The 20,403-nt window shown below is 70.9% G+C and carries 22 protein-coding genes; 11 read left to right on the top strand and 11 right to left on the bottom strand.

All coding sequences use genetic code 11. From position 1 onward, the window contains the following. Positions 1 to 1,648 (top strand): recombinase family protein (locus BM145_RS08360; protein WP_342741800.1); only part of this gene is annotated, 1,648 nt, incomplete at its 5' end. Positions 1,649 to 1,664: 16 nt separating this feature from the next. Here BM145_RS08360 and BM145_RS15685 read toward each other — a convergent pair. The 5 genes from BM145_RS15685 to BM145_RS16020 are packed head-to-tail and all read right to left on the bottom strand — an operon-like array spanning position 1,665 to position 3,433. Beyond that, a complete protein-coding gene (locus BM145_RS15685) occupies positions 1,665 to 1,982 on the bottom strand; it encodes a hypothetical protein (protein WP_143090144.1) in 318 nt (105 codons plus the stop codon). After that, entirely contained in the window at positions 1,975 to 2,427 is a 453-nt protein-coding gene (locus tag BM145_RS08355) for a hypothetical protein (protein ID WP_093333179.1), read from the bottom strand. The genes BM145_RS15685 and BM145_RS08355 overlap by 8 nt, the downstream gene beginning before the upstream one ends. Positions 2,428 to 2,439: 12 nt before the next feature. Further along, entirely contained in the window at positions 2,440 to 2,784 is a 345-nt protein-coding gene (locus BM145_RS08350) for a hypothetical protein (RefSeq protein WP_093333178.1), read from the bottom strand. A 1-nt stretch (position 2,785) separates the two neighbouring features. Then, positions 2,786 to 3,280: a helix-turn-helix domain-containing protein gene (locus BM145_RS08345; protein WP_093333177.1), complete on the bottom strand. Its 495-nt coding sequence runs from the start codon at positions 3,278 to 3,280 to the stop codon at positions 2,786 to 2,788. A 9-nt stretch (positions 3,281 to 3,289) separates the two neighbouring features. Beyond that, the gene (locus tag BM145_RS16020; RefSeq protein WP_177200127.1) at positions 3,290 to 3,433 is read right to left on the bottom strand and encodes a hypothetical protein; all 144 of its coding nucleotides are present in this window, start codon (positions 3,431 to 3,433) and stop codon (positions 3,290 to 3,292) included. An 80-nt stretch (positions 3,434 to 3,513) separates the two neighbouring features. On the opposite strand from BM145_RS16020, the gene BM145_RS08340 reads away from it, so the two are divergent. The 6 genes from BM145_RS08340 (at position 3,514) to BM145_RS08315 (ending at position 9,542) form a co-directional block, all read left to right on the top strand. Continuing rightward, positions 3,514 to 4,266: a glycosyltransferase family 2 protein gene (locus tag BM145_RS08340; protein WP_093333212.1), complete on the top strand. Its 753-nt coding sequence runs from the start codon at positions 3,514 to 3,516 to the stop codon at positions 4,264 to 4,266. Beyond that, on the top strand, positions 4,263 to 5,249 hold the full coding sequence (locus tag BM145_RS08335) for a hypothetical protein (RefSeq protein WP_245739186.1): 987 nt from the start codon (positions 4,263 to 4,265) through the stop codon (positions 5,247 to 5,249). Before BM145_RS08340 ends, BM145_RS08335 begins: the two co-directional genes overlap by 4 nt. Positions 5,250 to 5,275: 26 nt before the next feature. Next, complete coding sequence (locus tag BM145_RS08330; RefSeq protein WP_093333176.1) at positions 5,276 to 6,190, top strand: sulfite exporter TauE/SafE family protein; 915 nt, start codon at positions 5,276 to 5,278, stop codon at positions 6,188 to 6,190. Beyond that, on the top strand, positions 6,187 to 6,945 hold the full coding sequence (locus BM145_RS08325; protein WP_093333175.1) for a TIGR02186 family protein: 759 nt from the start codon (positions 6,187 to 6,189) through the stop codon (positions 6,943 to 6,945). Before BM145_RS08330 ends, BM145_RS08325 begins: the two co-directional genes overlap by 4 nt. 66 nt (positions 6,946 to 7,011) lie before the next feature. Further along, positions 7,012 to 8,667: an ATP-binding protein gene (locus BM145_RS08320; protein WP_093333174.1), complete on the top strand. Its 1,656-nt coding sequence runs from the start codon at positions 7,012 to 7,014 to the stop codon at positions 8,665 to 8,667. A gap of 260 nt (positions 8,668 to 8,927) precedes the next feature. After that, positions 8,928 to 9,542: an opacity protein gene (locus BM145_RS08315; protein ID WP_093333173.1), complete on the top strand. Its 615-nt coding sequence runs from the start codon at positions 8,928 to 8,930 to the stop codon at positions 9,540 to 9,542. A gap of 62 nt (positions 9,543 to 9,604) precedes the next feature. Here BM145_RS08315 and BM145_RS08310 read toward each other — a convergent pair whose 3' ends face one another. After that, entirely contained in the window at positions 9,605 to 11,086 is a 1,482-nt protein-coding gene (locus tag BM145_RS08310) for a M23 family metallopeptidase (RefSeq protein WP_093333172.1), read from the bottom strand. A 200-nt stretch (positions 11,087 to 11,286) separates the two neighbouring features. On the opposite strand from BM145_RS08310, the gene BM145_RS08305 reads away from it, so the two are divergent. From BM145_RS08305 to BM145_RS08290, 4 genes are all read left to right on the top strand, one after another. Continuing rightward, on the top strand, positions 11,287 to 13,776 hold the full coding sequence (locus BM145_RS08305; protein ID WP_093333171.1) for a helicase-related protein: 2,490 nt from the start codon (positions 11,287 to 11,289) through the stop codon (positions 13,774 to 13,776). Then, positions 13,769 to 14,062 carry an RNA-binding S4 domain-containing protein gene (locus tag BM145_RS08300; RefSeq protein WP_093333170.1) on the top strand — a complete coding sequence of 98 codons (294 nt, stop codon included), beginning with the start codon at positions 13,769 to 13,771 and terminating at the stop codon, positions 14,060 to 14,062. Before BM145_RS08305 ends, BM145_RS08300 begins: the two co-directional genes overlap by 8 nt. Before the next feature lie 53 nt (positions 14,063 to 14,115). Next, complete coding sequence (gene fdxA / locus BM145_RS08295) at positions 14,116 to 14,457, top strand: ferredoxin FdxA (RefSeq protein ID WP_093333169.1); 342 nt, start codon at positions 14,116 to 14,118, stop codon at positions 14,455 to 14,457. Positions 14,458 to 14,637: 180 nt separating this feature from the next. After that, positions 14,638 to 15,171 carry a CarD family transcriptional regulator gene (locus BM145_RS08290; RefSeq protein WP_093333168.1) on the top strand — a complete coding sequence of 178 codons (534 nt, stop codon included), beginning with the start codon at positions 14,638 to 14,640 and terminating at the stop codon, positions 15,169 to 15,171. A 185-nt stretch (positions 15,172 to 15,356) separates the two neighbouring features. Here BM145_RS08290 and BM145_RS08285 read toward each other — a convergent pair whose 3' ends face one another. The 5 genes from BM145_RS08285 to glmM are packed head-to-tail and all read right to left on the bottom strand — an operon-like array spanning position 15,357 to position 20,397. Further along, positions 15,357 to 16,634, bottom strand: a complete 1,278-nt coding sequence (locus BM145_RS08285; RefSeq protein WP_093333167.1) for an adenosylmethionine--8-amino-7-oxononanoate transaminase — start codon at positions 16,632 to 16,634, stop codon at positions 15,357 to 15,359. Continuing rightward, complete coding sequence (gene bioD, locus BM145_RS08280) at positions 16,631 to 17,254, bottom strand: dethiobiotin synthase (protein WP_093333166.1); 624 nt, start codon at positions 17,252 to 17,254, stop codon at positions 16,631 to 16,633. Before bioD ends, BM145_RS08285 begins: the two co-directional genes overlap by 4 nt. After that, entirely contained in the window at positions 17,251 to 18,366 is a 1,116-nt protein-coding gene (locus BM145_RS08275; protein WP_093333165.1) for an 8-amino-7-oxononanoate synthase, read from the bottom strand. The genes bioD and BM145_RS08275 overlap by 4 nt, the downstream gene beginning before the upstream one ends. A 5-nt stretch (positions 18,367 to 18,371) precedes the next feature. Continuing rightward, a complete protein-coding gene (locus tag BM145_RS08270) occupies positions 18,372 to 19,040 on the bottom strand; it encodes a polyamine aminopropyltransferase (protein ID WP_093333164.1) in 669 nt (222 codons plus the stop codon). A 10-nt stretch (positions 19,041 to 19,050) separates the two neighbouring features. Then, positions 19,051 to 20,397 carry a phosphoglucosamine mutase gene (gene glmM, locus BM145_RS08265; RefSeq protein ID WP_093333163.1) on the bottom strand — a complete coding sequence of 449 codons (1,347 nt, stop codon included), beginning with the start codon at positions 20,395 to 20,397 and terminating at the stop codon, positions 19,051 to 19,053. Positions 20,398 to 20,403 lie beyond the last annotated feature (6 nt).

Here is a 20,403-nt window from a genome sequence, read left to right as displayed (position 1 = left end):
GTGCATCCGCATCGCGCTCTGGGCTATCGATCACCCCGCGAGTACATCGCGCAAACCCGCGAGGACCCGTCAGGCCTTTAGGGGGCAACAACAGCTCCAGAACGCCCGCTCGATCGAGGATCAGGTCTCGTTACTGCGACAGCGCATTGAACGAGAAGGCTGGGAGGAGGTCGACCTCTACACGGATTATGCGATCAGCGGCGCCGCCGGGGTAGGGGAGGCGCAGCGTCCCGGGCTCCATGCCATGCTCGCCCGCGTCGAGGCGGGCGGCATCGACCAGGTGCTGACTGAGTCGACCGACCGCATCGCGCGCCACCAGGGCGACGCCTTCCAGATCCGTGAACGGCTGCGCTTCGCCGGGGCCCGTTTGTTCACGCTGCTCGACGGCGAGGTCGACGAGATTACCGGCACCATCAAAGGGCTGATGGACGCGCGCATGCGCGAAGATCTGGCCGCCCGGGTTAGGCGGGGACAACGCGGCGTGGTCGCCAAGGGTCGGTCGCCGAGCAGCGTCGCCTACGGCTATCGCCGAAAGCCTGTGCTCGACGAGGCGGGTAATCTGGTCCGCGGCTTGCGCGAGATCGAGCCTGACGAGGCGGTGATCGTCCAGCGCATCTTCCGCGAGTTCGCGGCCGGGCGCAGCGCTCGCGCGATTGCGTCGGCGCTGAACGAGGGCGGCATACCCGCACCCCGCGCCCGGTTCTGGCGGGCAACGACGCTGCTCGGCGCGCCCGCGCTCGGCAACGGCATGCTGCGCAACCGCCTCTATGTCGGCGAGATCGTCTACGGCCGCACCACGGGCGTCCAGTCGCCCGCCACCCGGCAGACGGTGGTCCGCGCGTCGGACGAGCAAGTCACCGTCGGTGCCGTGCCTCACCTCCGGATCATCGACGACGCCCTGTGGGAGGCGGCGCAGCAACAACTGCTCGCCATGTCCGCCATGCGCCCCGAGCGAGCGCGCCGGCCCAAGCACGTCCTGTCCGGGCTGGGCGTCTGCGGCGTCTGCGGCGGGCCGTGGATCATCGTCGGTGACAACGGCAAGGCGCGCCAGCGCATCTGGGGCTGCGCCCGCGCGCACGAGAAGGCCTGCACCAACCGCCGGATGATTACCGGCCACCGCTACGAGGCGCGCGTTCTCGCCGAGCTAAAGGGCCAGATGCTCGCCCCCGACGTCGTCTCGGCTTACGTCCGCACCTACCATCGCGAGCATGCGCGCGAGACGCAGGCGCTGACGCGCGATCGAGATCGGCTGGAGCGACGCCTCGCCGAGGCCGAGCGCAAGCGCGACCGCCTGGTCGCCGCGATTGCCGAGGGCGGCTCCAGTTTCGCCGAGGTGCGGGCCGCCTTGGCGACCGCGCGGGACGATCACGAGCGCATCCGCCGCGAATTGGCGTCCATGAACGCGCTGCCGGTCCTCACCCTCCACCCTGGCCTCGCCGACGATTACCGTCGCCAGATAGAGGGACTGGAGGGGCTACTCGCCGATCCGGAAGCCCATCTGGAGGCAATCCCGCAGATCCGCGCGCTGATCCAGCGGATCGAGCTGGTGCCTGCCAAAGGCAAGCTGCGTGGCGTTGATCTGAAGGTCGTCCGGCGGATCGACGAGGTGATGGCCCTGACCGGCTTCACTCAAGCCGCGTCTAGCTGATCGCTGTCGGCTGGGTTCACTCCGCATCGCCTAGAAACTGCTTCATGCGCCGATGCCCCTCATCGGCCAGCATGAGACTTTCGCTAGTCGAGGACGGATCAACTAAATTCATCTGCTGAAGCGCAGCAATCCACCGGGACGCGGTCTCCGTCGTGCTTTGTATCGCTCGCGCGGCTTCGGTAATTGATACGCGACGACCGCGTTCAGTTTCAATGAAGAGCCACAGCAGCAGGTCCCATCCTTGATCGGAAAACAGCTTGCGAGGAAAGAAGTCACTTCTACGTCTGCGGTCATTGTAAAGGCGTACTGCGTTGCACGCAGAGCTGTCAGCCATTGAAGGTGCTCCAAGAGCGGTCAACGCCGAATTGGCTGACGCGTCGGCGGTGACGAATGGTGCCGATGACCAAGGTCAGCAGCATGGGATATGCCCACAGCTTGAGCAGGAAGGCGTAGCCCCAGCCACCCATGCTATAGTCAAGCAGCTTCCCGAAGTGAGCGACAAGCGACGCCAGGTGAAGCGAGGCAAGGGCGAGTGGCCAATAGCGATTTGCGTGAAGCGCGATCGCGACGAGCACTACCAGTAGCGCCGAGTCGACTACGAGAACGCCGTACTCGACGCCTACAAACCGGGTCGAGTAGGGCGAGATCGTGACCAGCGTAGCCATGGCCGCAACAAACAGCGACGCTGCGACATACCTCTCCGGTAGGCCACCTCGCCACGCCGCGTAACCGCAGGTGGCGAGAAGCAGACTGTTGAAGAAGAGGATGTTGAGCGGCATGGCCGAGGCTGATCAGGCGGCGTCGCGGACGACGGTCAGGTTCGTCGCAGCTGCCGGGGGCTTGGCGAACTCATCGCCGAAGTTCACGACCGGCATGCGGAGGTACTCACGCGTTCGATCAAGGCCGTTGTGCGCCTCCACGATCTTGCGCCGTGCTTCGAAAAGCGCCGCCATGGCATGCCCAAGGCTTTCGAAAACGTCCTGACCCATCGCAGCGGGCAGCTTGGCGGCTGTTCGGCCTTGCGCCATCGCGGTTGCCATCGTGCCGGCCTGCGCAAGCGCTTCGTCGATCGCGCGCTCAGTGGCGATCAGCGGCTCTGCAATCGTGCGGGCAATTGCCTGTCGGGTGTGGTGCAACTCAGGTCTCCCGCGACGCTCCGGCACGGGATGACGTCGCCTCGGCGTTGGTCGGATGGCTGTAGGATCTCGCCATCCTGGTGAGGACCTCGGCTCCGACGATGATCAGGACCACCGCGTAAACCAAGGCAACGGCGCCGCCGGCGATAATCACCAGCCGCGTCCAGCGTGGCAACGTTACCTGTCTTCCGACGGGCGCCGCTACCAGCTGGCTCGACGGCTCAGAAGGTATAACTGCTGCCTCTGCCACTGGCGGAGATTGATCGGTCAATCGTTCGGGAGGGTTTGGCGACGCCTCTACCAGGAGGCGCGCCGCCTCCATGCGGCTGGAGACGCCGAGTTTGCGCACCGCATTGGAGAGGTGCGTATCGACCGTATGCGACGAGATGCCGAGCAGCTCGCTGATCTGCTTGGACGTCCGCAGATCGGCAACAAGGCGGAGACAGGCAATCTGTTGAGGAGAAAGAGATTCGATCAACGTGGCATCAGCTGGCATCGGTTTGCCCTACCTAGGCGACCCGATTGGCTCCGCGAGTTGATCCAGCGCGGTTGAGAGGAGCGCGCCAACCAGAAGCTCATCGAGCTCGTCGGCCATCGTCAGCGCGTTGCGAATAAGTGCTTCCAGCTCAGCAACCGTCGGCTCTGCCATGTTCGTGCCTCCCGACATAAGGCGCCCTGCTTAGCCGAAGTTGAGGCAGCGACCAATTAGCCGAAGCGCATGTGAAGCAGATGGTCGTCCGCACCGCGCTCGGCGCGGGGATGCCGCTGGCGGGAACGGGATGCGCGATGGCGCCCGACATGCTGCGGCGGATCGCGGCGGCGCGCGGCGGTGACCCGTTCGACTCGGACAGCCTGGTCGAGGATTACGAACTGGGCCTGCGCATCGCCGAATTCGGCGGCCGCGCCTTGTTCGCGCGGGTCGACGATGCGAGCGGCGCGACGGTCGCGGTACGCGCCTATTTCCCCGACACGGTCGATGCGGCGGTCAGGCAGAAGGCGCGCTGGATGACGGGCATCGCGCTCGCCGGCTGGGACCGCACCGGTTGGGCACGACCGCTGGCGCTGCCCGACCATTGGATGCGCGCGCGCGATCGTCGCGCGCCGCTCGCGGTGCTGGTCCTCGCCGCCGCCTATCTCGCGCTCGTTCTCTGGGGCGTGTCGGCCGTGTCGCACTGGCTGGCGGGCACGCAGGCGCAGGAGCCGAGCGACGGCGTCGCGGCGCTGCTCCCCGGCAATGCCGTGCTGCTGTTGTGGCGGATCGGCATGCGCGCCGCGATCACCCGCCAGGTCTATGGCTGGCGGGAGGCGTGCTGGTCGGTGCCGCGGCTGCTGGTCGGCAACTATATCGCGCTGCTCGCCGCGCGCCGCGCCGTGTGGCGCTACGTCACCATGCTGCGCGGTGGCGCGGTGACATGGGACAAGACGCAGCATCATTTTCCCGACGTCGCCGCGATCGACGCGACGAAGCGGCCGACCTTATGATCCGCGCAGGTCGCCCGCTCCAGTTCCTGGCGATGGCGCTGGGCGGCTGGACGATCGCGCGCGTCGCGCTGCTATGGCCGACGATCGATACGCTGCCGGACCTCGTCCGCGCGATCGCGCCGCCCGTCGCGGCGGCGACGCGGCCGCCGGGCGCCATCGCCGCGGCACCCGTCGCTGCCGGGCGGCGGGAGCGTTCCCGCATCGCCGCCGTCCATCGATCGGAGCCTCGCCCCGATAAGCCGCCAGTGCAGCCGCAGAGGATCGTGGTGTCCAGCGCTCCTGCCGCGGCTGTCGGCATCGAGCCGTCGTCGCCACCGCGCCAGCCGCCGCCGCTGCGCCCCGCACCGCTCGCCACGCCGCCCGATCGTTGGGCCGGCAGCGCCTGGCTGATCGCCCGCGGCGGTCGCGCCGATGCGCTGGCGAACGGCCAGCTCGGCGCCTCGCAGGCGGGCGCGCGGGTGACCTACGCGCTCGGCCACCGCGTCGCGCTCGCGGCCCGGCTGTCGGCGCCGTTCGCCGGCCGCGGTGCCGAGGTGGCGCTGGGGTTCGACTGGCAGCCGACGCGCGCGCCGATCCACCTCGTCGCGGAACAGCGGCTGGCGATCGACGGCGGCCGGGGCGGCACGACGCTGATGGCGATCGGCGGCCTCGACCCGACGCCGGTGGCACTCGGTTTCAGCGTCGACGCCTACGGGCAGGCGGGCGGCATCCGTCGCCGCGACGGCGTGATCGGCTTCGTCGACGGCGCGGCGCGGATCGCGCGAACGGTGGCGCGGCGGGGATCGACGCGGGTGGAACTCGGCGCCGGCGCATGGGGCGGGGCGCAGCCGGGCGCGGCGCGGCTGGACCTGGGGCCGAGCGCGGCGCTGGTCACGCCGATCGCCGGCCGCGCCGTGCGCCTGTCGCTCGACTGGCGGCAGCGCGTCGCCGGCCGCGCGCGGCCCGGATCGGGGCCGGCGCTGTCGATCGGCGGCGACTTCTAGGCCGACACGCGGTACGGGGTGGCCCCGTGGACCTCTACCTCCCCGTCGCCAACCTGTCGGTCAACGCGCTGGTCATCGTGCTGCTCGGCGCGGGTGTCGGGTTGTTGTCGGGCATGTTCGGGGTTGGCGGTGGGTTCCTGACGACGCCGCTCCTCATCGTCTACGGCATCCCGCCGACCGTCGCCGCCGCCTCGTCGGCGAGCCAGGTGACGGGGGCCAGCGTGTCCGGCGTGTTCGCGCACGTCCGCCGCGGCGGTGTCGATTTCAAGATGGGCGGCGTTCTGGTCGGCGGCGGCGTGCTGGGCACCGGCGCCGGCGCCTGGGCATTCCGGCGACTCCAGGAACTGGGGCAGATCGATACGGTGATCGGCGTCGTCTACGTCGCCATGCTCGGCTGGATCGGCAGCCTGATGCTGCGCGAGGCGCTGGCCGCGATCCTGGTGTCGCGCCGGGGAGAAGCGCTGCGCGCGGCCAAGCGGCGGCACCACCCGCTGGTCGCCAGCCTGCCGTTCCGTACCCGCTTCTACGCGTCGGGCCTCTACATCTCGCCGCTGGCGCCGCTGTTGCTCGGCTTCGCGACGGGCATCCTGACGATGCTGCTCGGCATCGGCGGCGGCTTCATCCTGGTGCCGGCGATGATCTACCTGCTGGGCATGGCGACCGGCGTGGTCGTCGGCACCAGCCTGTTCCAGACGCTGTTCGTCACCGCGGTCGCCACCATGGTCCACGCCACCACCACGCGCGCGGTCGACATCGTGCTGGCCGGGCTGCTGCTGATCGGATCGGTGACGGGCGCGCAGATCGGGGCGCGGCTCGCCAACCGGGTGAAGCCCGAATATCTTCGCCTGGCGCTGGCGCTGATCGTGCTGGCGGTGGGCGTGCGCATCCTGCTGGGGCTGGTGTGGCGGCCCGAGGAAATCTTCACGGTAAGTGCCGGATGAGAAGGCGCATCGCCCCGCTGCTCCTCGTGCCGCTGCTGACCGGGCAGGCGCCGGTGCTGGTGCCCGACGTGTCGCAGCGCGCGATCGACATCGCCTATTCCTTCACCGGAGCCGAGCTGCTGCTGTTCGGCGCCATCCTCTACCCCGGCGGCCGCGTTCCGGCGGGCGAGAAGCCCGCCGACATCGTCGTGGTGGTGAAGGGTCCCACCCAGTCGATCCTGCTGCGCGAAAAGGAGAAGGTCGCCGGCATCTGGGTCAACGCCGCGCATGCCCGATACCGGTCGGCGCCGTCCTTCTACGCGATCGCCTCGTCGCGCCCGATCGGCCAAATCGTCGACGAGCGGACGCGCGCCATCTACGAACTGGGGCTCGGCAGCCTGCAGCTGTCGCCGACCTCCAGCGACGCGCCGGAGGTGCAGGCGCGCTTCGGCCGCGGCCTGGTCGACCTGCGCCAGCGCGCCGGGCTGTACCTGGAGGACCCGCACGCGGTTCAGGTCACTGACGGCGTGCTGTACCGCGCGCGCGTCGGCATCCCCGCGCGCGTGCCCGTCGGCCGCTTCACCGCGGAGACCTTTCTGATCCGCGACGGCCGCGTCCTCGCCGCCGCGGTGCGCGACATCGACATCCGCAAATCCGGGTTCGAGCGGTTCGTGGCGCGCGCGGCGGAACGGTCGGAGATCGCCTACGGCCTGGTCGCGGTCGGCCTGTCGGTGGCGCTCGGCTGGATCGCCGGCTGGGTGGCGCGACGGTTATAGGCCCGCCTACCATATATTTACGCCTGCCGGGCTAGATCCGCTCCCCATCAGGAGAGCCTCGTCGACATGACCCATATGCCCGCGCCCAGCGCCTTCTCGCCCGCGATGACGAACGCGCTGTCCGGTGCCTTCGCGCCGATCGGCTGCGTCCTGCGCGTCGCCGGCGCATCGAGCCGCGTGCTCCTCGACCGGGCCGCGGTGGAGGCGCTGGCGGGCGACGCCGATCCCGTCGTCGGCAGCGGCGGGCAGGTGGGCAGCCAGATCAAGATGCGCGTCGGCGGCGCCTGGCTGATCGCCAACGTCCGCGCGCTCGGGCTGGAGGACGATGCGGGCACCTGCATCGGCGCCGACATCGATTTCCTGGGCGAGGGCGACGAGGAGCGACTGACCGGCAAGCTCTATCATTTCCGCCGCGGCGTCACCCGCTACCCGATGCCCGGGTGCGAGATCTTTCCCGTCACCACCGCCGACCTGCAGCAGATCTACGCCGCCGACGACCGGGCGCATATCGGCATCGGCGCCATCTATCCCACCGCCGACATCCGGGCCGCGCTCTACGTCGACGCGATGCTGGGCAAGCATTTCGCGCTGGTCGGATCGACCGGCACCGGCAAGTCGACCGCCGCCGCGCTGATCCTGCACCGCATCTGCGAGATGGCGCCGCAGGGCCATATCGTCATGATCGACCCGCACGGCGAATATGCCTCCGCCTTTCGCGGCACCGGCGCGCTGTACGACGTGTCCAACCTCCAGATGCCCTATTGGCTGATGAACTTCGAGGAGCATTGTGAGGTATTCCTGACCACGTCAGGCTCGCAGCGGCAGATCGACGCGGACATCCTCGCCAAATGCCTGCTGATGGCCAAGGGCAAGAGCCGCATCGGCCAGGAGATCGCCAAGCTGACGGTCGACGCGCCCGTGCCCTATCTGCTGTCGGACCTGACCAACCTGATCGGGTTGGAGATGGGCAAGATGGACCGTGCCGGCGACACCGCGCCCTATCTGCGCCTCAAGACCAAGATCGACGAGATCAAGGCCGACCCGCGCTACGGCTTCATGTTCTCCGGCATGCTGGTCGCCGACACCATGGCCGACTTCCTGGCGCGCATGTTCCGCCTGCCGGGCGACGGCAAGCCGATCTCGATCGTCGACGTCTCCGGCGTGCCGTCGGACATCACGGCGGTGGTGGTGGCGGTGCTCAGCCGCATGACGTTCGATTACGCCATCTGGTCGCGCAACGAGCCGCAGCGCCCGATCCTCCTCGTCTGCGAGGAGGCGCATCGCTACGTTCCCGCCGGCAGCGATCAGGCGAACTCGGTCGGCCGCATCCTCGGCCGGATCGCCAAGGAAGGGCGCAAATACGGCGTGTCGCTCGGCCTCATCACCCAGCGCCCGTCCGACCTGGCGGAGGGCGTGCTGTCGCAGTGCGGCACGATCATCGCCATGCGCCTCAACAATGACCGCGACCAGGCATTCGTTCGCGCCGCGATGCCGGAGGGCGCGCGCGGTTTTCTCGACTCGATCCCGGCGCTGCGCAACCGCGAGTGCATCATCTGCGGCGAGGGCGTCGCCATCCCGATCCGGGTGTCGATCGACGCGCTCGACGAGAACAAGCGCCCGGCCTCCGGCGACCCGCTCTTCTCGCAACTGTGGCGCAACACTGGCGGCGAGGATCAGATCATCGGCCGCACCATCCAGCGCTGGCGCGCGCAGGGCAAATAGCCGCGAACGCACCGTTCAGGTCCCGAGCCGGCCGGAAAAAGGCGGCAGAGACACACAGTGTCGTCGCGGCAACGCCACGGCGTTGCCCGATTTCCGTCATTCTTGGTTCATGTGCCCGACAGGAACCGTGTCGTTCCGGCAACAATGCCGGAAAAGCCGATCGATCGGTCCGCCGACGTGCAACGAAGTGTCCGCCGCTTCGTCTTCCGGTCCTCGCCGCCTCGGCAGCGAACTCAACGTCGATCATAAGGTTCTGTCACATGCGTTCTGCTTTCCTCGCCACCGCGGCGCTCGCCGCCGTCGCCTTCGCCGCTCCCGCCCTCGCGCAGGACGCCGGCGGTGAGCCGCTGCCCGCCGGCACCGCCACCGCGCCCGACGGCACCCGCGCGTTCGGGATCGAGCCCTACGTCGCCGTCCTCGGCGGGTACGAGAAGTTCGACCGCAATCCCGGCCACGGCATCCCCGCAACGCCGATCGGCGGCAACAAGCTGGACGGCGGCCTGGTGCAGGGTATCGTCGGCGTGAACGTGCCGCTCGGCCCCGTGTTCGTCGGTGCCGAGGGCAACGTGACCAAGGGCTTCACCGGCGACATCGACTGGCAGTACGGCGCCGCCGGCCGCTTCGGCTTCCGCGCGGGCGAGAGCGGCCTGTTCTACGGCAAGGTCGGCTACCAGTGGGTCAATTTCGACCGCTTCGGCAACAACAGCCGCGACTATGACGCCGTGACCTACGGCATCGGTGCAGAGGTCGGCCCCAAGGACATCGGCCTGGGCGGCATCACCGGCAATTCGGGCGTCCGCTTCCGCATGGAAGTGTCGACCTTCGGCAGCGCCGACAGCTTCCGCCCGATGGCGGGCGCGGTGTTCCACTTCTAAGGCAGCGGCCTTCGGGAACCATGAGCGGGGCGGCAGGCGAGGAGTCTGCCGCCCCGTTCTCGTTAGCGGCCCGGCCGCACCGCCAGCAGCGATGCCACCCGGCGCTTGAACGCCGCCAGGTTCCCGCCCGACAATCGCGCGACGCTGGCGAAGGAGATCGATCGCGGATTGATCGACCGGCCGTTGCGCCACACTTCCCAATGCAGGTGCGGCCCCGTCGACATGCCGGTGGAGCCGATATAGCCGATCACCTGCCCCTGGCGCACGCGCGTTCCCGCCGACACCGCGATGCGGCTGAGATGGCCGTAGCCGCTGGCGAGGCCGCCCGCGTGCGCGAGCTTGACGAAATTGCCGTAGCCCGCGTTGCGCCCGGCCGACCGGACCACGCCGCCCATCGTCGCCAGCACCGGCGCCCCGTAGGGAGCGGCGATGTCGATCCCCTTGTGCATCCGCATGAAGCCGAGCAGCGGATGCACGCGCATGCCGAAATTGGAGGTGACGCGGCCGGCGACGGGCATCCCCATCGTGCCGCGCCGCTCGCTGCCGCCACCGGCCGCGTCGAACCAGTCGCTCGCCCGCTCGCCCGCCGCCTGCCAGCGGACCAGCCGAACCGCTTTCCGGCCCTGGTCGAGGCCGGCGAACTGGAGGTCGCCGAGCCGCGTCTCGCCGGTGGCGGCGCGCTCGCGCTCGATCACCATGTCGAAACTGTCCGCCGCGCCGACGTCGCGGCCGATCGACAGTCGCGTGGCGAGCGCCTTGATATAGGCCTCGACCGCCCTGGCCGGCGCGCCCGCAGCGCGCGCGGAGCGGTAGAGGCTGGACCCCACCAACCCTTGCAGGCGCAGCGGCGTGGCGTCGACCGCGATCGGCCGCCGCGTCAACACCAGCGCGTCGCCGACCCGCGCCAGCGACACGGCGAGGTCGAACCGCGCGCGCAGCGACATGGCCTGGAGCGGGCGCGGCTGCGTACGGGCCGGGCGCCGGCCGAGCGTCAGCGCGATGCGCGTGCCCGACGGGATCGCGTCCAGCGTCGTGGTGGCCGCGACCAGCCGCGCCGCTTCCTTGGCATCCTGGCGCGACACGCCCGCGCGGGCCAGCGCCCGGTCCAGCGCGTCGCCGTCGCCCAGTGTCGCAGTCAGCTCGATCTCGGGCCGCTCGGGCGCCTCGGCGAGCGGGCGGACGAGGTCGCTCGCCGCCATCCGCCGCCCGGTATCGCCGCCCAGGCCGAGCGGGGCGATGCTCTGCGCGCGCGCCGCTTGCCAGTCGCTGCCCGACAACGGCGCCGACGTGGCGCCGGTCATCGGCGGGGCGAGCGGGGGCGCGAGGGCCCAGGTCGCGGCGCACAGGGCGGTGCAGGTGGCGAGGCCGCGCCACCAGGTACGCGAGCCGATCTGCGCACCGAGATCGGGCACCCAGTCGATGCCGGCCGCGCGTGCGCGCCAATCGTCACCGGCGGCGCGCGGGGCCGGTCGCGCGGGCGTGCGCAGGCCGCGCGCGCTGGTGCCGCCGGCGAACTCCAGACCCTGGTCGGTTTTCAGGAACAACGGCGCTCTCGCAAACAGTCGCCGATCTCCCCCCGGCGCAGGTCGGATCGTTGTGGAGGCGAGGTGCTAAAGTCAAATTAACCGGCCCGCCGCGCCCGTGCACTTGCGACGAACGGGCGCGCCTGCGCGGCGGAGTGTTGTTGGCGGCGGAACGCGCTTAAATCATTGCGTTCGCGCGCGTCCGCCCCGATGTTCCCCCCATGAAGTCCTGCGCCTCCGGCAGCGTGACCGCCGTCCTCGGCCCGACCAACACGGGCAAGACGCACCTGGCGATCGAGCGGATGTGCGCCCATTCCAGCGGCATCGTCGGCTTCCCGCTGCGCCTGCTCGCCCGCGAGGTCTACGACCGCGTCGTCGCGCTGAAGGGGCCGGAGCGGGTCGCGTTGGTCACGGGCGAGGAGAAGATCGTCCCGCCGGACGCGCGCTGGTTCCTGTGCACGGCGGAGTCGATGCCGCAGCATGACGCCGCCTTCGTCGCGCTGGACGAGGCGCAGCTGGGCGCCGACCTGGAACGCGGCCACGTCTTCACCGATCGGCTGCTCCACCGTCGCGGGCGCGAGGAGACGATGATCCTCGGCTCCGAAGCGCTGCGCCCGATGGTCAAGGCGCTGGTGCCGGACGCCGAGATCGTCAACCGCCCGCGCTTCTCGACGCTCACCTATGCCGGCGCGCGTAAGATCAGCCGGTTGCCCAAGCGGTCGGTGATCGTCGCCTTCTCCGCCGAGGAGGTCTACGCGGTGGCCGAGATGCTGCGCCGGCTGCGCGGCGGCGCGGCGGTGGTGATGGGCGCGCTGTCCCCCCGCACCCGCAACGCGCAGGTGGCGATGTTCCAGGCGGGCGAGGTCGATTACCTCGTCGCCACCGACGCGATCGGCATGGGGCTGAACATGGACGTGGCGCACGTCGCCTTTGCGTCGCTCCACAAGTTCGACGGTCGTCGCCAGCGTCGCCTGACGGTGGCCGAAATGGCGCAGATCGCCGGCCGCGCCGGTCGTCACCAGCGCGACGGCACCTTCGGCGCGCTCGCCGAGGAGGGGCCGGGCGCCTTCCTGCCGGAGGAGGTACTGGCGATCGAGGAGCATCGCTTCCCGCGGCTCGACCATCTCTACTGGCGCGAGGGCGATCCCGACCTATCGTCAGTCGACGCGCTGATCCACGACCTGGAGCGCCGGCCCGAGCCCGGCGTGCTGCGCGCGGCGCCGCCCGCCACCGATCTGCTGGTCCTCAAACGCCTCGCCGAGGAGGGCTGGGTGCGCGACCGCACCCGCAGCCCCCGTATGGTGGCGCGGTTGTGGGCGGCGTGTGGCGTGCCTGATTTCCGCAAGCTCGGCCTCGACCCGCACGCCCGCTTCGTCGAGCGGGTGTTCCGCTACCTGTCGGAGGGCAGAGGGCATCTGCCGCACCAATGGTTCGCCGACGAGATCGCCCGGCTCGACACCGTCGCCGGCGACGTCGAGACGCTTGCCGGTCGCCTCGCCGCGATCCGCAGCTGGGCCTATATCGCCCAGCGTCCCGACTGGCTCGCCGACGCCGCCCACTGGGCCGGGCGCACGCGCGAGATCGAGGAGCGGCTGTCCGACGGTCTCCACGCCAGTCTGACGCAGCGCTTCGTCGACAAGCGGACGACCGCGCTGATCCGCCGCATCGGCGCGGACGCCGGGGCGCTGCCCGTGGTCGTCGGCCCCGCGGGCGAGGTGACGGTCGAGGACCACCCGATCGGCCGCCTCGACGGATTCCGCTTCTCGGTCGAGCCCGGCGCGCGCGCGGGCGACAAGCGCATGCTGCTCGCCGCCGCCGAGAAGCGGCTCGGCGCCGAGCGGGCGCGCCGCGCGGCCGAGCTGGTCGCGGGCGCCGATACCGCCTTCGCCTTGGCCGTCGACAAGGAGGTGGCGATCGTCTGGTCCGGCCATCCGGTGGCGACGCTCGCGTCCGGCGCCGCGCTGGCGCGCCCGCGGATCGTGCTTCACCGCGATCTCGACTGCCTCGACGCCGCCGCTCGCGCCCGCGTCGCCGATCGGCTGTCGCGCTGGTTGGCGGCCGAGGTCGAGCGGCGGGTGCCCGTGCTCGCCCGCCTTGCCGATGCCGCGCGCGACGCCGTCGCGACGCCCGCCTGGCGCGCTGTCGCCGCCGCGGTGGAGGCGGCGGGCGGCCTCGCTCCCCGGCTGCCGCTGCGCGCGCTGCTCGACGCGCTATCGCCGGACGAGCGGCGCGCGTTGCGGCAGCTGGGCGTCACCGTCGGCGCGCTCGACCTGTTCGATCCGCGCCTGCTGAAGCCCGCGCCCGCCCGGCTGCGCGCGGCGCTGCTCGCGGTGCGAGGAACGCCGCCGGCGATGCCGCGCGAGGGCGCCGCCGTGCTGCCGCGGGGGGCACCCGGCGCCGAGCTCGCCGCCGGCTTTCGTCCACTCGCCCATCAGGCCGTGCGCGTCGACCTGGTCGAGCGGATCGCCCGCGCCGCACACGATGCCCGCACCGGCCGTGCGCCCTTCGCGCCCGACCCCGCGCTCGCCACCTCGATGGGGCTGGAGCCGGAGACGATCGCGCGGCTGATGGCCGAACTCGGCTTCCAGCCGGTACGCGGGGAGGAGGCACGCTGGGTGTGGCGCGGTCGCCCGCCCGCGCGCCGCGCGCCCGTCAAGCCGGCGAGCGACAACGCCTTTGCCGGCCTTTCCGCGCTGCTCGGCCATGGCTGATCCCACGCCCGCGGCGATGCGGCTCGACCGCTATCTCTGGTGGGTGCGCCTCGCCAAGACGCGCAGCGCCGCGCAGGCGATCGCGGTCGACGGCCGGCTGCGGCTCGACGGCCGGGCGATCGACCGCGCCCATGCCGGCGTGCGACCGGGCAACGTGCTGACCTTCGCGTGCAACGGCCGCATCCGGGTGATCCGTGTCGAGGCGCTGCCCCATCGCCGCGGCCCGGCACCGGAAGCGCGCACCTGCTACACCGATCTACAGAACCCCCAGGACGAGCTCGATTGACGAAGGGACGGTACAGCGCCTAGTCGCCCCCCAAAGAATTCCCGGAGTTCCCCATGACCTACGTCGTCACCGACGCGTGCATCCGCTGCAAGTACATGGACTGCGTCGAGGTGTGTCCGGTGGACTGCTTCTACGAGGGCGAGAACATGCTCGTCATCAACCCGTCCGAGTGCATCGACTGCGGCGTGTGCGAGCCCGAGTGCCCGGCCGAGGCGATCCTGCCGGATACGGAGAACGGGCTGGAGAAGTGGCTGGAGCTGAACACCACCTTCTCCGCACAGTGGCCCAACGTCACGCGCAAGCTCGACCAGACGCCGCCCGACGCCGACGAGATGAAGGGCGTCGCGAACAAGTTCGACCAATATTTCTCGCCGGAGCCCGGCGCCGGCGACTGAGGCGGGTCCACCAGGGGGCGGGGCAGCGACGCTGACGCAAGGCTGGTAATTTTATTGCCGATCTGTTAGGAACGTCCGCATCGGGCGCGGCCGTGTTGCTGCCTGCGTCCATGATCCTCCGTACCCGGCCCGGCACTGGCCTCGTCGCCAGCCGCCCGGCCACGACCCGAAAGGCTCCCCATGGCTGCCAAGGCGCTGTTCTTCGACGTCGGCGACTACGTCGTCTATCCCAAACACGGCGTCGGCCGCGTGATTGAACTGCAGAAGCAGGAGATCGCGGGCACCAGTCTCGAACTCTACGTGCTGCGTTTCGAGAAGGAGCGGATGACGCTCCGCGTGCCGACCAACAAGGCCGAATCGGTCGGCATGCGCAAGCTGTCGTCCGACAAGACCATGAACGAGGCGATGGAGACGCTGAAGGGCAAGCCCAAGATCAAGCGGACGATGTGGTCGCGTCGCGCGCAGGAATATGAGGCGAAGATCAACTCGGGCGACCTCGCCTCGATCGCCGAGGTGACGCGCGACCTGTTCCGCGCCGACGACCAGCCCGAGCAGAGCTATTCCGAGCGCCAGATCTTCGAGGCCGCCGCCAGCCGCCTGGCGCGCGAGCTCGCCGCGATGGAGCAGATCGACGAGCCCAAGGCGCTGGAGAAGATCCTGGAGATCCTGCGCGCCGCCGCGGCGATCTACAACAAGGACAAGCCGGCGGCCTAAGCCGGCCGGCCGTGTCGATGCGAGGGGCGGTCCGGCGACGGGTCGCCCTTCTCGTTTCCGCTTTCCGTCATGCCGGGCCCTTCAACGAAGCTCAGGAGAGCCCCGTCCCGGCATCCAGGGTCACAGGCGTTACGCTGCTTGACCCTGGACACCGGGACGAGCCCGGTGTGACGGCATTACTCCGGTCACCGGTCGCGCAATTCCTTGACTGACCTTCCGAACCGTTCGGCCGCCTCGCCGATCGCGGCATATACCCGGTCGAGATCGTCGTCGCCGATGCAATAGGGCGGCATGACGTACACCGTATTGCCCAGCGGCCGGACCAGCAGGTCGTGCTCCCGGAAATGCGCCATCAGCGTCGGCCCCAGCGCGGACAGGTACGCGCCCCCGCCCCCACCGATCTCCATCGCCGCGATCGTGCCGAGCGCGCGCGGGTTGTGGATGCCCGGCATCCCGGCGAGCGCGTCGAGCCGCGTCCGCTGGCGCCGCGATAGATCGGCGACCCGCTCCAGCACCGGCTCCTCGCGCCAGATGGCGAGGTTCGCCGCCGCCGCCGCGCAGGCGATCGGGTTGGCGGTGTAGCTGGACGAGTGGAAGAACATGGTCGCCCGATCCTGCGACCAGTGCGCCTGGAAGATCGCCTCGCTCGCCATCGTCACCGCCAGCGGCACCGCGCCGCCGGTCAGCCCCTTGGACAGGCAGAGGATGTCGGGCACCACGCCCGCCTGTTCGCAGGCCAGCAGCGTGCCGGTGCGGCCCCAGCCGGTCATCACCTCGTCGGCGATGAACAGCACGCCGGCCCGCGCACAGATCGCCCGCATCTCGGCGAGCACCCGTGGCGGATAGAACAGCATCCCGCCCGCGCCCAGCACCAGCGGCTCGACGATCAGCGCCGCCGGCCGCGCGCGGCACGCCGCCTCTAGCGCGTCCAGCGTCGCCTGCTCCGCCCCGGCGGCGGGGAAGGGGAGCGTCTCCACGTCGAACAGCAGCGGCTCGTAGGCGGCGTTGAACGCCCCGCGCGCGCCGACCGACATCGTGCCGATCGTGTCGCCGTGATAGCTATGCTCCATCACCAGCAGCCGATGGCGCGGCTCGCCGCGGTGCAGCCAATATCCCAGCGCCATCTTCAAGGCGACCTCAACGCTGGTCGATCCCGAATCGGAGAAGAACACCCGCGTCAGTTCGACCGGCATGATGTCGAGCAGCCCGCGCGCGACCTCCTCGGCCGGCTCGTGCGTCCAGCCGGCGAAGATGATCTGGTCCAGCCGCTGCGCCTGTTCGGCGATCGCGGCCACGATCCGCGGATGGCCGTGGCCGTGCGTCGTCACCCACCAGGACGAGATCGCGTCGACGATCCGTTGCCCGTCGGCGGTGTGGAGCACCGCACCCTCCGCCCGCGTGACGAGCGGGATCGGCTCGCCCAGGCCGTGCTGCGTGAAGGGATGCCAGATCGGCGAGTTCACGCGAACGCCTCCAGGTCGAGATGCGCGTCGATCGCCGCTGCCAGCGTGCCGGCGTCGAGCGGGTCGAGCCGCGGCAGCCGCCCGATCCGGCGGACGCCGCCGATCCGCGCGATCGTCGTCTCGCTGTCCTCTTGCCGCTCGCCGACGAAGACGACACCAAGGATCGCCAGCCCGCGCGCGCGCAGCGCCTCGATCGTCAGCAGGCTGTGGTTGATCGTGCCCAGTGTGGTGCGCGCGACCAGTACCACCGGCGCACCCCAGCGCGCGAACAGGTCGGCGAACAGCAGGTCGTCGGCGAGGGGCACCAGCGCCCCGCCCGCGCCTTCGACGATCAGCGTGCCGTCGACCGCGGGCAGCGACAGGCGGGCGGGATCGATCGCCACCCCGTCGATCGCGGCGGCGCGGTGCGGCGAGTAGGGGGTGGTCAGCCGGTACGCCTCCGCCACGATGCGGTCCGTGGGCACGCCGAGGCGCACCGCCGTCTCGCGGTCGCTGCCGTCGTCGAGCCCCGCCTGCACCGGCTTCCAGTAGAAGGCGCCGAGCCGCGCGGCGAGGCCGGCGGCGACCACCGTCTTGCCGATCTCCGTATCGGTGCCGGTCACCACGATCGCACGCCTCATGCCCGCGCCCTCGCCAGGGCGGCGGCGAGGGCATCCACCTCGTCCGCGTCGATGTTGAGGGTGATCGACAGCCGCAGCCGCGCGGTGCCCGCCGGCACCGTCGGCGGGCGGATGCCGCGCACGTCGAACCCCGCGGCCTGCACCGCCGCGGCCAGGCGCATCGTCTCGACATCGTCGCCGACGATCAGCGGCAGGATCGGCGTGTCCGTCGCGCGCACGCCGAGAGGGGCGAGCACCGCCTGGGCCTGCGCGACGAGGCGGTGGAGCCGCTCGCGCCGGTCGGGCTCGCCGACGAGGCGCAGCGCCGCGCGCAGCGCCGCCGCCATCAGCGGCGAGGGTGCGGTCGAGAAGATGAACCCGCGCCCGCGGTTGACCAGATGGTCGCGCAACGTCGCGGGCAGGCAGAGCAGCGCCCCCTCGCAGCCCAGCGCCTTGCCCCCGGTGTGCAGCGTCACCACCCGGTCATGGCCGTGCAGCCCGCCGGCCAGCCCCTCGCCGCGGGTCCCAAACACGCCGGTCGCGTGCGCCTCGTCGATCAGCAGAAAGGCATCGTGCCGCTCGGCGACCGCCATCAGGTCGGGCAGCGGTGCGCGGTCGCCGTCCATGCCGTACAGGCTCTCCACCGCGATCCACACGCGGCCGCGGCCGCCGTCGCGGCGCCAGTGCGCGATCACGTCGTCCAGCGCGGCCACGTCGTTGTGCGCGAAGGCGCGCACCTCCGCGCGGCCGAGACGCATGCCGTCGTGCGCGCTGGCGTGGACCAGTGCGTCGTGGACGACGAGGTCGCCGACCTGCGGCAGCGTGGCGAACAGCGCGAGATTGGCGACGTAGCCGGACGACAGGAACAACGCCGCCTCGCTCCCGAACAAGGCGGCGGCCTCCGCTTCCAGCGCCTCGTGCTCGGGATGGTTGCCGCGCAGCAGCCGCGACCCGCCCGACCCCACCGGCACGCCGCGCGCGAGCGCGTCAGCGGCGGCCTTCGCCAGCGCGCCCGACCCGGTCAGGCCGAGATAGTCGTTCGACGCCAGGTCGACGCCGCGGCGCGGCGCCAGCGCGCGCAGCCGCCCGCGCGCGGCGAGTTGCGCCAGATCGCGGGCGTGGACGTCGAGCATCCCCGTCACCGCGGCGTCGCGAACCAGATGACGTGGCGCGGCCCCTTGCCGTTCGACCGCGCGCGCACCGCCACCTCGTCGACCGCGAAGCGCGCGCGTTCGAGCCGGCGGCGGAACGCGTTGTCGGGACCGGCCGACCACACCGCCAGTACCCCGCCGGGTGCCAACGCCGCGCGCGCCGCCGCGAGCCCCGCCTCCGAGTAGAGCCGGTCGTTCGCCGCCCGCACCAGCCCGTCGGGCCCGTTGTCGACGTCGAGCAGGATCGCATCCACCCCGCGCGCCGAACGGATCGCGTCGGCCACGTCGCCCATGTGCAGAATGGTCCGCGGATCGTCCAGGCAGTTGCCGGTCATCGCCGCCATCGGCCCGCGTGCCCAAGCGACGATCTCCGGCACCAGCTCCACCACCGTCGCGCGGCCGTCCCCGGGCAGGCGGGCGAGCGCGGCGCGCAGCGTGAAGCCCATGCCGTAGCCGCCGATCAGCAGATGCGGCGCGCGAACGTGCCCGAGCCGGTCGAGCGTCATCGTCGCCAGCGCCTCTTCGGACCCGCTCATCCGGCTGGACATCAGCTCGTTGCGATCCAGCGCGATGACGAAGTCGCCGCCCTTGGCGAACAGGCGCAGGTCCTCGCCGCCCGGCACGCGGGCGGTGCCCAGCAATTCGCGCGCCTGCATCAGCCGCCACTCATTCCTGGGTGGCGGCCGCGGTCACCGCGTCGCAGATCCGCGCCACCGCGCGCTCGACCTGCGCGGCGTCGTCGCCCTCCGCCATCACGCGGATGACCGGCTCGGTACCGGAGGGACGAATGACCAGGCGGCCGCGGCCGCTCAGTTCCGCCTCGACCTCGGCGATCGCCGCCCTGACCGGCGCGGCGTCGAGCGGCTTGCCACCTGCGAAGCGGACGTTGCGGAGCAGCTGCGGCAGCGGCTCGAACCGGTGCAGCACCTCGCTGGCCGGCGCGCTGGCACGCTTCACCTCGGCCAGCACCTGCAGCGCCGCGACCAGGCCGTCGCCGGTGGTGGCGTAGTCGGACAGGATGATGTGGCCCGACTGCTCGCCGCCGACATTGTGGCCGCGCGCGCGCATCGCCTCCAGCACGTGGCGGTCGCCGACCTTGGTGCGGACGAGGCCCAGGCCCTGCGCCGCCAGGTGCCGCTCCAGCCCCAGATTGGACATGACGGTGGCGACCAGCGCGCCACCCTTCAGCCGGCCCTGGCGCGCCCACCCGGCGGCGATCGTCGCCATCAGCTGGTCGCCGTCGATCACCCGCCCGCGCTCGTCGACCACGATCAGCCGGTCGGCATCGCCGTCCAGCGCGATGCCGATATCGGCGCGGTGCGCGACCACCGCCTCGCCCAGCGCCTTCGGCGCGGTGGAGCCGACGCCGTCGTTGATGTTGGTGCCGTTCGGCGCGACGCCGATCGCGACGATGTCCGCCCCCAATTCCCACAAGGCGGCGGGCGCGACCTGATAGGCGGCGCCGTGCGCGCAATCGACCACGATCCGCATCCCGTCCAGCGTCAGGTCGGAGGGGAAGGTCGATTTGGCGAAGTGGATATACCGGCCCGCGGCGTCGTCGATCCGCTTGGCGCGGCCGATCTGCCCGGACGGCACGAGCGGGACGTCGCCGTCGATCAGCGCCTCGATCGCCTCCTCCGCCTCGTCGGACAGCTTGTAGCCATCGGGGCCGAACAGCTTCAGCCCGTTGTCGGCGAAGGGATTGTGGCTGGCGGAGATCATCACGCCGATGTCGGCGCGCATCGACTGGGTCAGCATGGCGATCGCAGGCGTCGGCAGCGGCCCGGTCATCACCACGTCCATGCCCACGCTCGTAAAGCCCGCGACCAGCGCTGATTCGAGCATGTACCCCGACAGTCGCGTATCCTTGCCGATCACCACGCGGTGCTTGTGGTCGCCGCGCAGGAAGTAGGCGCCGGCCGCCATGCCGACCTTCATCGCCATCGCCGCGGTCATCGCGCCCGCGTTGGTCAGGCCGCGAATCCCGTCGGTGCCGAAATATTTTCTTGCCATGCCGCG

This window comes from Sphingomonas rubra (assembly GCF_900115745.1).
In the GTDB taxonomy this organism is placed as follows: Bacteria; Pseudomonadota; Alphaproteobacteria; order Sphingomonadales; family Sphingomonadaceae; genus Sphingomonas; species Sphingomonas rubra.
Note: the sequence above shows the minus strand (reverse complement) of the source record. Positions and strands in the feature narration are given on the sequence as shown.